Raw genomic sequence first — 11274 nt, forward strand, 5'->3', positions numbered from 1 at the left:
CGGCAACCGAGTAGCGCCCATAATGGGGCGTAACCCCCAAGACCTCGGGGAACCCTTAAGGTGGGGAGGGGGTCAGTAAATGGATTTCTCGCCCCATTAAAGCTTTACATTACTTGGTCCCAGCCCTTTAATTGAATAGCTAATGTAGGCCTCAGATAAAATTTATAAAAACTAGTGGGCGACTTATTTTAATGACAAATATAAAGCCGCCGAAGCAACGGAAATATGGCAGGGCAACCATACGATGTATGAGGTGTGGCACGCGGGAGGCCGTTATTAGGAAGTATGGATTAATGCTATGCAGGAGATGCTTTAGGGAAGTAGCGCCTCAACTAGGCTTTAAGAAGTACTACTAGGGCATACATTTAAGGCCCTGGGCCTCTAGATTCTCACGGCGTTTATTATGGTTAAGATAAGCAATGATAGATTAAAGAGATTAATATTAGATAAAGCGAAAACCAGTGATCAAGACATAATTGTTGGTCCGCAAATAGGGGAGGATGCTGCAATAATTAGGGTGGGCAGTAAATACTTAGCGGTTCACTCCGATCCAATAACGGGCTCAATAAATGATATTGGGTGGCTGAGCATAAATGTGCCCGCTAATGATATTGCAACCCGGGGAATAATGCCTAGATGGTTTGTATTGACCTTGATTCTCCCCCTTGGCTTCAGCGATGAGTCGTTAGGCAGAATTATGGATCAAGTATGGGATGCATTAAGCGAGATAGGTGGTGCATTAATTGGTGGGCATACTGAGTACTCTGGGGAAGTACACTATCCATTAACGTCCACGACAGTAATGGGGGNGGGAGACTCCTATATATCGACTAGCGGCCTCCGTCCCGGTCACTTAATAGTGGCAACTAAGTTCGCCGCAATGGAGGCAACGGCCATAGCTGCCCGTGATATGGAGAAAGAGTTGATCCAAAGAGGAGTTAATCCATTGATGATCTCGCGAGCCGCTGCATTAATTAGAAAGACAAGCATAGTCAAGGAGGCCCTCATAGCGGCTAAATACGCTTCTTCCATGCATGACCCAACGGAGGGCGGTGTAATTCAAGGATTAATAGAGATGGCCTCAGCATCAAATACGTGCATAGATATAGAGGGCAGCATTCCAGTTCTGAAAGAGACTAGCGATGTGTTGGGGGCGCTGGGGATTGATGCATACCGCTCGCTGAGTTCCGGCATGTTGCTTATAGGGGTTCCACCCAGCTTAATTGATTCATTGATCAATGAATTAACGACGGCAGGTATTCCAGCAAGGCTAATAGGTAAGGCAAAGGCATGCAGTAAACCAAGCGTAAACATGGGGGGCCACTCAATTAGCGCTGATTCCTTCGTTGAGGATGATTTAATCAGGGTCATGGATGAGGCGAGGAAGCTAAGCCATGCCTNCTCATGAGGTCAGCACCATAATATAATAAAGGATTCAGGAAGCCTCGCCCTTTAAGGATGGGGAATCGTCAGAACGAGATCAAGGGGATTCTGTTTCATTTCCTATTCTATTCCGAGTGCTTTCTGGAGTTAACCTAATTGGGAAATAAGATCGCGAGAACTAAGCCCAGCAACACCAAGGAAGCCACGGGGAAACAGCCGTAATTGGCGCCCAACCTAGCTTAAGTTTTTAACTGAACGTTATTAATCATTCAAATGCTTTGGAGAAACCATGGAAGCAGCTTAGGCGCCATAGTTGAGTCAACCACCATTAAATGCTGTGGCCTTGAAACCAACATAAGCGTTAGGGCAGTTGGTTCAACTTATCTTATTCAATTAAGCGACGATGATGTACCGGACATAGATATCTATGAATTGCATAAAAAGGCGTTAAGAGGCAAGGGCATTGAGAAAGCCGCTAAATCCCTTAAAATAGAGGCGACGCCGCGATTGTTGGGGGCATATGAGAGGTGGAGCAAGCATTATGGCGCCTTGACTCCTCTTCTTCTTTACTCTAAGCTAACCGATATTTATATTAATAATGTAGTGATGGCTCGTCATTCTGATTACGGCTTGGTGGAGGTTAATATAGAGGTTCCTGAGCGGGATATTAACTATCTATTGAGAAGGATAAGTTCCAGATGTAGGACGCCGATAACCTCATATCAGCCAATGATATCCGTAACCGATGAGGAGTATGGCATACGCATATCTGTCACAATACCCCCAGTAGGTGGACCAGCTATACATATTAGAATAATGCCGCGTAAACCATGGACCCTTCCTTACCTGGTCAATAATGGGATGGTGACTGCACGGGATGCAGCTATTCTGTGGCAATTATTTGAGGACAAGGTGCCTCTCCTGATAGTCGGCCCAATAGGTTCCGGTAAAACAAGTCTGGCCAATGCCATAGCTTTTATGGGCAATCCATCGCTTCTCATGGCATTAATAATGGATGTAGACGAGATGAATCTACCGAATCACTTGGTATATAAATTAATGGAGAGGANATCATTTGGCCTAGGCGTTAAATCCATATCCAAGGACGACTTGATTTCCCAAGCATTAAGAATGGGAGTTGATCATATAATAGTAAATGAGGTTATCACTGGAGCAGAAGCAAAGGCTTGGCTGAATGCCGTGACCAGCGGACATGGAGGAATAACGACGTTCCATGCTGGCAATGCCATTGATGCTGCTAAGCGATTCTCCATAATTGCACCGGATATAGGGAACGCATTGAAACATATAGCTATAATTGAGACCAGCATAATTGATGCAGTAGATAAATCCGGCGATATCTCAATTAATCGTAGATTACGGGTGGTTAGATCCATAATTCATGACCATGATCTAGATGATGGAAAAATAGCCGCTAAAGCCGAGATAATTAGAGGCTTGGTGGGTTATGACGAGAACTCTATAATACGAACAGTGAGGAATTACTACTCTAATCCCACTGAATTAATGAGTGATGCTAAGTGAAGCTAAGGGAGTTGATTAATTACTCCATATTTGTATTGATATCGCCGCTCCTGGGAGCAAGCGGCGCAATAAAGATGATCAATGATGAGGCGTGGAGCAAGATGGAGGAGGGCGACGGGGGAAAAGGATTCAAGGCGGAGCTCTATAGGGCGGCAATTAATTATGAACAAGCCGGTACTGGCGTTGATAATTCCTTTGAATTCCTAAGTAATGCGCTCAAGATCAACCTAGATAAGAATCGACGAGACATGGGAGAAGCCTTATCCTCAGTGTTGATGGTGATCATTGGATTATCGATATCAACGATTCTGACCATGCTATTAGGCGGCTCATCTATATTATTCCCGATCGCACTGCTCGCCATGATACCATTGATCCACTACTTCCAGGTAGAGGTAACCAAGTATGATTACAAGTTACCATCCATTCTTGGAGCCTTAGTTGGCATGGCAACATTACTCATCACAAGAAACTACCCCTACTCGCTCATGATGGGTTCCATAGCGTTCTCAGTTCCATATATGACCCAGTTCAGACCCAGCTTTCTATTCATTGGACCAATCAAATCCACAATAATGAATTCCTTCAATGAATTGATGTGGAGCCCTGACCCAACGCCGCTGCCCACTGAAACTTTGATTGGGGTAGAATTTGAGAAGCTATTCGAGGCGGCGAGAACCATAGGTGCACCCCTCTTCTTGTCTAAGGTGAATAGGGTAGTCTATGACGTGCTTTCCTGGATTGAGGATAATAATAGGACTCTCCTGCTTTATGGCCTGGTAATACCAATACCATATATATTGCTATGCATGGTAACCAGGATACTGACGATAAATATAGCTCCAATGCAAGGACCATTCCCGATACTTCCATCACTGGATAAATCAAGGGAGACGCTGATGATTGATGGCATAGTATCATCCATTCTAACAGGAAAAACAATTCACAGCATTGGAGTTGGAATAATGCTTATACCAATATTCATAGCTGCACAGATGATGATTGCCTAAGCCTTGCCCAAGCCCAGGGAAGGGGCAAGTCTTGATACTTTTTATCATACTATGAACGACAAGTCCACCATTTAGTGCAGGGTGGGAGCCAGCCAATTCTGGTTCCCAGCACGTGCAGAGCCCCAAGCATTAGGCCGAAAGAGGCAACGTTAATAATTGCCTTCTAAATACTTATCCATAAGTAAGTTTTTAAATAACAGCGAAATAGATCAAATGTGCCTGCCAGTAGTGGATTTAAATTAGAGGAAATGAAGCCTAATTTCAGGGAGATAAGGAGGTATCCCCTAGTTGAGCCATTTGCCAGCGCGATAATTGCCGAGGATGAAGAGACCGGGGAACTAATGTATTACCTCGTCGAGCAATCCTTAACTAAGAAGGAAAACGAGGTCTATAATACAATATATAAATTAGTAATGATGGAGTTACCTCCTCCAGCCGATATAAAGAAGCTGGAGAATCCACGTAATGTATTGAGCAGAGAAATAAAGAGGATACTTGATAGGTATAGGGGATTAATTAGAGGAACCAAGATAGATCTAAACAAGATGGCGTATCACATGGAGAAGGATCTACTTGGTTTTGGCCCCATAGATGCAATAATGAAGGATGAGAACATAGAGGATATCTCAGCCGATGGCGTTGGGGCTCCCATCTTCATTTTCCACAAGGATTACGAAACAATTCCGACTAATATAGTGCCAATGGATGCGCAAGCACTAGATGATTTCGTATCAAAGTTAATACATATGGCTGGAAAACACGTATCGGTTGCTGCTCCGATAGTTGATGCGCAATTACCAGATGGCTCCAGGATAGCCATAACATATAAGCAGGAGGTCTCGCCGGGCGGCAGCACATTCACCATAAGGAAGTTTAAGGCCACTCCAATAACGTTCACTCAATTAATACAGTCTCATAATATTTCGCCAGAGATAGCAGCTTACTTCTGGTTAATGCTTGATAACCATAAGTCATTCCTGGTTCTCGGAGTCACTGGAGCAGGTAAAACAACATTCCTGAACGCAATGGCTACCTTCCTACGGCCAAACCTAAAAATAATAACCGTGGAGGAGGTGCCCGAGGTTAGATTGCCTCACAAGAATTGGATAAGGCTAACGCCTCGTCTATCCTTTGGTCCAGAGAAAACCAATGAGGTCACCCTCTTCGATTTAGTTAAGGCAACGCTGAGAATGAGGCCGGATTACTTAATAGTAGGAGAGGTTAGGGGAGAGGAAACATATGTATTGTTCCAAGCAGTGAACACTGGTCACGGCGGCGTATCCACAATGCATGCCGAGGACTTTACAGCTGCAATAAATAGGTTGACTTCACCGCCAATGAATGTGCCGAAGGCATACATACCGGCAATGAATATATTCGTCATGGTTAGAAGAGTGAGAGTCGGCGAGCGCCTCACTAGGAGAGTCACGGAGGTTGGCGAGGTTCAGAGCGCTGATGAGGTTAGAACAGTGTTTAGGTGGGATCCAAAGAATGATGTTCACGTATTAAGCGGTCAAAGCTTCCTTTTACGGGAAATAGCGGAGACGACGGGTCAAGATGAGGAGGAACTAGAGGAGGAACTGCGGAGAAGAACGAGGGTGATTAATTGGATGGTTGAGAAGAACATGATGGACCTCCATGAAGTGGCCAGAATGATAGAGAGATACTATACTAAGCCGGAGAAGGTGTTGGCTGAGGTAGAGGGTATAGCTGAGGTAGAGACCACGTGATTGATATTCAAATATTCAATTCATTTAGCGATGTATTGAAGTACCTGGAAGCTAAGCGAGATAATTTATTAAAAGCTCTTGAGGTTAAGGTGGGAAGCAACGACGTGATAAATGCGGTAGATGGATCGTTTGGGGAACTAAGCGAGACCTATAGGGATGAAATAGAAGATATAATAAGCGACATAAATTACATGCTTAAGAAAATAAGGACCAATAATGATTATACCGGGATAATTATGCTGGTTGAAGAAAACGGTTCACCTAACAAGATCTACATAATTCCAGGCGACTTAATATGATGCAATACACCATGCTTCTGCCNTTCATAGCCATATTCACGGCGCTATTCATGATAGGCATAACCAGGTTACCCCTAGTGTTCACGGGATTAGTAATGGCGGCAATAGCGATAATACTGGGCGTCGCTTCATTCATTTATCCCCCGGCAATGCCTTACCTTGGATTATTGATAGGAGTACCTGTTGGTTATGGCTTCTCGTTTTTAATGGATAAGCTAGGCATAAATAACCCACTCAAACTACAATCAAAACAGACAGAGATCAATAAACGGAGGCGGGCAACGAGGAGAAGGAAAAAGGACCGCAAGTCGATATACGTATCGGAAGCTATGGGCCACATAACCGATGCGCGCATATTCGAGAATTTCGACGAATTCATTCAGTCAATAAACATGGCTCCCGCGTTGAATACTGTGCTTGAGTATATTAGAAATATATCGATTATTAATAATGAACTCGCGCAGCAACAAGTATTGGTTTATGAGGACGGCAAGAAGCAGCATGAATTCATACAATTAGTGGATGCAGACTCGATAGATGAGGTTAGCGATGTCATTCAAAGGGCAATACGGGATAGAGTGATGGTGAACAACAAGATAAATTCAATCCTAAGCAATAGGGAGACCATTAGGGAAATAATAGGTGGGCGATTCATGGTGATATATGTAGATGGAGCGCCAGATAAGATAATCCCGCTGTATTATAATCAAGAATGAGTGCCATTACGTGACTGGATCATTTTAATAGGGGAATTCATCGCGGTAATTAATGAGGCTGGATAACGGTGTCGAGATCTCAATAGATAAGGTGGAGTCGCGTGTGGTGGCTATAGCCGTGGGGGTGGGGATTGGCTCCATATATGAGGAACCGAACCAGAGGGGCATTAGCCACTTGCTGGAGCACATGATGTTTAAATCAAATAAGTGGATAAAAGGGGAGGAACTGGATATGATGATAGAGGGACTTGGAGGCATGGCTAATGCATTCACTGGTAGAGATTATACAATATACGTGTTCGAGGCAACTGCAAGAGAGTGCACCCCAATTGATAGATATAGCATGCAAGATGATGGTGAACGATACGTATCAATTGGACGAATTCATAAATGAACGGAACATAGTCCTCTCGGAGATTGAGCTGCGGGATGAGAATCCCAGTTCACGTATATGGGATTTAGGCACATTATCGTTATTTGGCAAAAGCGATATGGGGGACCCGGTCACTGGGTACCATGAAACCGTGGAATCAATAACGCTTCAAGACATGATTGAGCACAAGCTGAGGAATTATGTTGGAGGCAACATTAAAATCGCTATTGTTGGTGCCGTGAATGATGATATAATTAACACCGCTGCTGAGTGCTTCTCCAGGATTGCTCCAGGCAAACCTAGTTTGAAGACGCCATCAATTGGATCCCCCAGCGATCTAAGAATTAAGAGTAATGGAGATGGGGCATACGTCTCGTTCTCAATATCCATGCCTAATGAGGACCCCGTGGATACATACCTTAGACTGGCATTAATCGAGNTTCAATTATCAGATGGGGCATCCTCACTGCTTTTCAGAAGCCTTCGAAACAAGGGCCTAGCATACTCCTTTGATGTGGATTGGGAACTGTTTCCAGGGGTTGCTTATCTTCAAACCGTGGTGGAGGCGATTGAGCCTGATAAGCTTGATCTCGTCATGGATCAGCTTCAAAATGTAATACTTAACCTGCAGGATTTGGTGAATAAAGAATACTTGAATCAACGCAGGAAGTATTTAGAATATGTGTCTGCATCATCTCTGAGAAACATGTTTGATAGGGCATACGCTGATTCTTACTTCATGATAAAGGGTTTGCCATTCAATATGCCCAGCTACGTGGAAGCATTGGTTCCCGAGTACTGGAAACTGGAGAAGTACATGATTAAACCATTGCGAAAATCCATGGCCATCATAACGCCGTAATGTCAATAATTTTTACTGGGATTCAGTTAATGTTAATAACTATTAAGGAAGATGCCTATTGATGGGGTTTAAATGCTTATTTTGTGATAAGTGTTGTTATTTTAGCGGCGAGGAGCAGTGTCCAATAGTGTTCCCCGATGAGGCTGAGAAACTGCGGGATTTAGCCGCTAAAGTAGGCGCATCAATTAAGCTTAAGGAGTTACGAGTTAATGGAGCCAGAATGTATAGATGGATAATAGATGGATACTGCCCCTTCTATGATAGGGATAGAAGGGTTTGCACAATACATAACGAGAAACCATTAGCGTGCAGAATGTACCCGCTCCTATATAATCCAAGAACCGGTGAAGTAATTATTTCCAGGGATTGCCCCTGGGTCAATGATAACCCCACTAAATTAACCCTTGATAACTTCATTAATGAAGCTAAGGCAGTGGAGGAGGTAATATGGAGAATACATAAAGTTAAGATAGAGCTCGTCAAGAAGTGAGCCAACCTCACCTAGGAGACTACTGCCTTATAGTTCAAAGCCTAATCCTGAGGATTTAGAGGCGGAAGCCCCCACAAGGTGATCCCCACTCCCACTTATAAGGGCGTCTCGGGAAGTCTGACCTCCTCCCCGGGGTCCTAGAATGGGCGAGGATCGCCGTTCATTTTATCAATATAGAGGGGTCTAAGCGATAGTGCTAATGCCTCGGCTTTCCTCATGGAGCCAGTCACGCGTAAAGTTATTGCTGCATTCCTCAACGATGCAATGGCTGCCCTAACCCATTTAACGCATTTTGTACGTGTTCTTATTATTAACCTGTTTTTATATGTGGCCTTAAGCTCCATGCCGCATCTCAACCAATTTATGCCGGCTATGCTTCTCGCGGTTTCCTCTATCTCCCGGTAAACAGCATTAACATCATCAAGTGTCTCTATCACTATATACCTTGCCAATAGAATCACCTCCCCTGCATGACTTGGAGAATTCAAGCAGTAATTCGTGTGCCACCTCCTCCTTATTGGGAACCATGCCCCTCAACTCATTCATAGCCTTATCAACGTCAAAGCCATTATAAATCAATGCACCACCCATAACCCACACCAAGCTATCCAGATTAATCGCCGGAACACCACTGAGCCTAGATACTTGCTCCCATATTTCCTGCACAAATCGTTGCCTACCCATCAATACGCGGGGCTCCTCCTTTGATAAACCGCTGCAATGAGTTATGGTGGATACGCGATAATCCACAGGTATAGGAACACTGGGAAGCCTTAGCGGTTCATAGCCACATGACTTAAATGCATAGTAAGCCATCTTAACGGCGAACACTATTGTCTTGCTTCTCCAATCCACTCCCAAGGCTTTTCCCAATCGTTCAGCTAATTCATCTAAGTTGATTCCGCACTGCATTAATTCACTGAGTAAGGCGGTGCCGCATATCTTTCGTATTCTATTTAGTTTCGCCGCCCTCAGCCTTGCCAGGTAGGGGCTTGTCGAGGCATACTCCAGAAAGTCTTGGCAAGGATCCTTAATCGCTCCTCTCCTGGAGAAGTATTCACTGAAGTAGTTCCAGTGCCTCTCTCCTCGTCCAGTCAACATATAGCTAACCAATGAATTAAGTATGGTGAGCGAGGAAACTATGCATTTATTCTTGATGGATGCACATAGCTTGCTGATTGCAATGTACTGAGGATCCCTCTCCTCGAATCCCTTAATGGTGTCTAGCCCCATTTCCTTTATGAGCGAAGCTATTTTCTCCACCCTACTCGACATTGATTTCCCCTTTATCTAGATCGACGGAAATGACGGCGCCATCCTTAACATTAAGTATTGAATCAGGAAGACCCGTCACTAACGGTATGCCGGCCATCACCGACCCTATCAACATCAATGTATCGGCATTAATGGTCAATATGACCAGGGGGGCATTACCATACTTAACTAATTGGTACATTATGTATGGACCAACCGTGGAACCCCGTGAATAGGGGAGAATGAGTATTTTACCCGCAATTGGCTTCTCGCCCTCATTAACCTTAACAACTCCTCTCAAGCCATCTATATCGCCTAGAAAAGATATGGGGGATTTAATTACCACTGCATTGCCTCGCACTTTGCCTTTCCCATAAATGGTTTTGCCCCTCATCACATTAATTCACCAATGCAATCCTCTACATCGCATGGCATTGCCCTAACATTGACTAAGCGAGGCATGTAGTATACTGATTTAGATGATGGCGTCGCCACATTAAGCAAGCCTCTATTTCTAAGGAAGGGAGACACTATTGGACACGTATCGGTTATAATGTGAATATTTGNCTCCTTTAACCGCGAGATTAGGGTGGGGGATAAACTTGACTTCACAAAGCGTGATGTACTTATGAAGAGGGGCTTCGATAAGCGAGGATACCCCCTCTCCTCAACCAGCTTAATGACGTGCATTACCTCCTCTAGATCCGCGTGGGGGCACCCTATGAATAAGGCATCATATTCAGGCATGGGAGCCAACTTCACGTCATTCTCATTAATGGTAAAGGATTCCTCCATATCGCCCTTGTCCTTGTATAATCGCCAATTAGGATTAATGCCCTCTATGACCATGAATGGATTAGGAGAATAAGTGGCAAAAGCTGAGAGCATGGCCTTGAGTCCCCGTTCTGGCATCGTATTGATAATGACATAGGGTATCCTATCGCCGGCGAATTCGCCGATCATCTTGCCGATCACGCCGGCCCTTGCTTGACTCACCTTACCATTAACTTTGATAATTACCTTAGGCAATCTATTCTCAGGCATATATAGACCAAATGCCGGTACCTTACCTGTTATTGCCGAGAGAATTGTGAATGGACCCGGCAATTTCTCGCTCATTGCATCCCTCACGGAATTTATGTATGCTATGGCATTCGACTCGCCCCAAGCATGAACGGTGCCTGGAGGAGTTCTCAACACATCATATGGAGCACAAGTAAACCACGCGCTGGCGCCCATCTTGATTAATGATCTCACCACCTCCATTTGCTTAGACTTAAAAACCTCATCAACTGGGGTATCAACCCCATTGAACTCCATTCCCATAGGATTAACCGTGGCAAACGCCTTAAACCGGGCGCCATTCTCGGCCAGATCCCTAAGGAACTCAACGCCTGCATCTCCAATTGTTTGATAACTCACGCCACTCACATGAACGGTCTCAACATCAAGCAAATGAGGGGCACCAAGTGATTCCCCTACCTTGACTATCGTGGCAAACGCCCTACCGTAAGGGTCGTCCCTAGATAAAGCAGCCTCATCCTCTCTGGTTAAATACATTGAATGAGGCTTTATTTTTAGTTTAAAATAGTTTCCCGAAAAGTGAGCTACC

Annotated in this window: 14 protein-coding genes; 10 read left to right on the plus strand and 4 right to left on the minus strand. The window is 44.5% G+C overall.

The window, feature by feature from the left end; all coding sequences use genetic code 11:
• Window positions 1-191 precede the first annotated feature (191 nt).
• The 10 genes from rps14P to AT710_07620 all read left to right on the plus strand — a co-directional run bounded on the left by rps14P (window position 192) and on the right by AT710_07620 (window position 8408).
• A complete protein-coding gene (rps14P, locus tag AT710_07575) occupies window positions 192-356 on the plus strand; it encodes a 30S ribosomal protein S14 (protein ID KUO91066.1) in 165 nt (54 codons plus the stop codon).
• Between the two features lie 47 nt (window positions 357-403).
• Window positions 404-1408: a hypothetical protein gene (locus tag AT710_07580; protein KUO91067.1), complete on the plus strand. Its 1005-nt coding sequence runs from the start codon at window positions 404-406 to the stop codon at window positions 1406-1408.
• A gap of 248 nt (window positions 1409-1656) precedes the next feature.
• A complete protein-coding gene (locus tag AT710_07585) occupies window positions 1657-2928 on the plus strand; it encodes a hypothetical protein (protein KUO91068.1) in 1272 nt (423 codons plus the stop codon).
• Window positions 2925-3938, plus strand: coding sequence for a hypothetical protein (locus AT710_07590; GenBank protein KUO91069.1), 1014 nt, complete (start codon window positions 2925-2927; stop codon window positions 3936-3938). The genes AT710_07585 and AT710_07590 overlap by 4 nt, the downstream gene beginning before the upstream one ends.
• Before the next feature lie 248 nt (window positions 3939-4186).
• The gene (locus tag AT710_07595) at window positions 4187-5668 is read left to right on the plus strand and encodes a protein kinase (protein KUO91079.1); all 1482 of its coding nucleotides are present in this window, start codon (window positions 4187-4189) and stop codon (window positions 5666-5668) included.
• Window positions 5665-5967 (plus strand): hypothetical protein, encoded by a 303-nt coding sequence (locus AT710_07600; GenBank protein ID KUO91070.1) that lies wholly within the window; start codon window positions 5665-5667, stop codon window positions 5965-5967. The genes AT710_07595 and AT710_07600 overlap by 4 nt, the downstream gene beginning before the upstream one ends.
• Window positions 5967-6683: a hypothetical protein gene (locus AT710_07605; GenBank protein KUO91071.1), complete on the plus strand. Its 717-nt coding sequence runs from the start codon at window positions 5967-5969 to the stop codon at window positions 6681-6683. The genes AT710_07600 and AT710_07605 overlap by 1 nt, the downstream gene beginning before the upstream one ends.
• A 52-nt stretch (window positions 6684-6735) precedes the next feature.
• Complete coding sequence (locus tag AT710_07610; GenBank protein ID KUO91072.1) at window positions 6736-7077, plus strand: hypothetical protein; 342 nt, start codon at window positions 6736-6738, stop codon at window positions 7075-7077.
• Window positions 7040-7918, plus strand: coding sequence for a hypothetical protein (locus tag AT710_07615; GenBank protein KUO91073.1), 879 nt, complete (start codon window positions 7040-7042; stop codon window positions 7916-7918). The genes AT710_07610 and AT710_07615 overlap by 38 nt, the downstream gene beginning before the upstream one ends.
• A 61-nt stretch (window positions 7919-7979) precedes the next feature.
• Window positions 7980-8408, plus strand: coding sequence for a Fe-S oxidoreductase (locus AT710_07620; GenBank protein KUO91074.1), 429 nt, complete (start codon window positions 7980-7982; stop codon window positions 8406-8408).
• 137 nt (window positions 8409-8545) lie between these two features.
• Here AT710_07620 and AT710_07625 read toward each other — a convergent pair whose 3' ends face one another.
• Genes AT710_07625 through AT710_07640 form a run of 4 tightly spaced genes read right to left on the minus strand, consistent with a single transcriptional unit; the run spans window position 8546 to window position 11222 of the window.
• Window positions 8546-8845: a hypothetical protein gene (locus tag AT710_07625; protein ID KUO91075.1), complete on the minus strand. Its 300-nt coding sequence runs from the start codon at window positions 8843-8845 to the stop codon at window positions 8546-8548.
• On the minus strand, window positions 8829-9671 hold the full coding sequence (locus tag AT710_07630) for a hypothetical protein (GenBank protein ID KUO91076.1): 843 nt from the start codon (window positions 9669-9671) through the stop codon (window positions 8829-8831). The genes AT710_07625 and AT710_07630 overlap by 17 nt, the downstream gene beginning before the upstream one ends.
• A 1-nt stretch (window position 9672) precedes the next feature.
• A complete protein-coding gene (locus AT710_07635; protein KUO91077.1) occupies window positions 9673-10056 on the minus strand; it encodes a hypothetical protein in 384 nt (127 codons plus the stop codon).
• Window positions 10056-11222 carry a hypothetical protein gene (locus AT710_07640; protein KUO91078.1) on the minus strand — a complete coding sequence of 389 codons (1167 nt, stop codon included), beginning with the start codon at window positions 11220-11222 and terminating at the stop codon, window positions 10056-10058. The genes AT710_07635 and AT710_07640 overlap by 1 nt, the downstream gene beginning before the upstream one ends.
• Window positions 11223-11274: the final 52 nt, after the last annotated feature.

The organism is Thermocladium sp. ECH_B (assembly GCA_001516585.1).
Taxonomy (GTDB): Archaea; Thermoproteota; Thermoprotei; order Thermoproteales; family Thermocladiaceae; genus Thermocladium.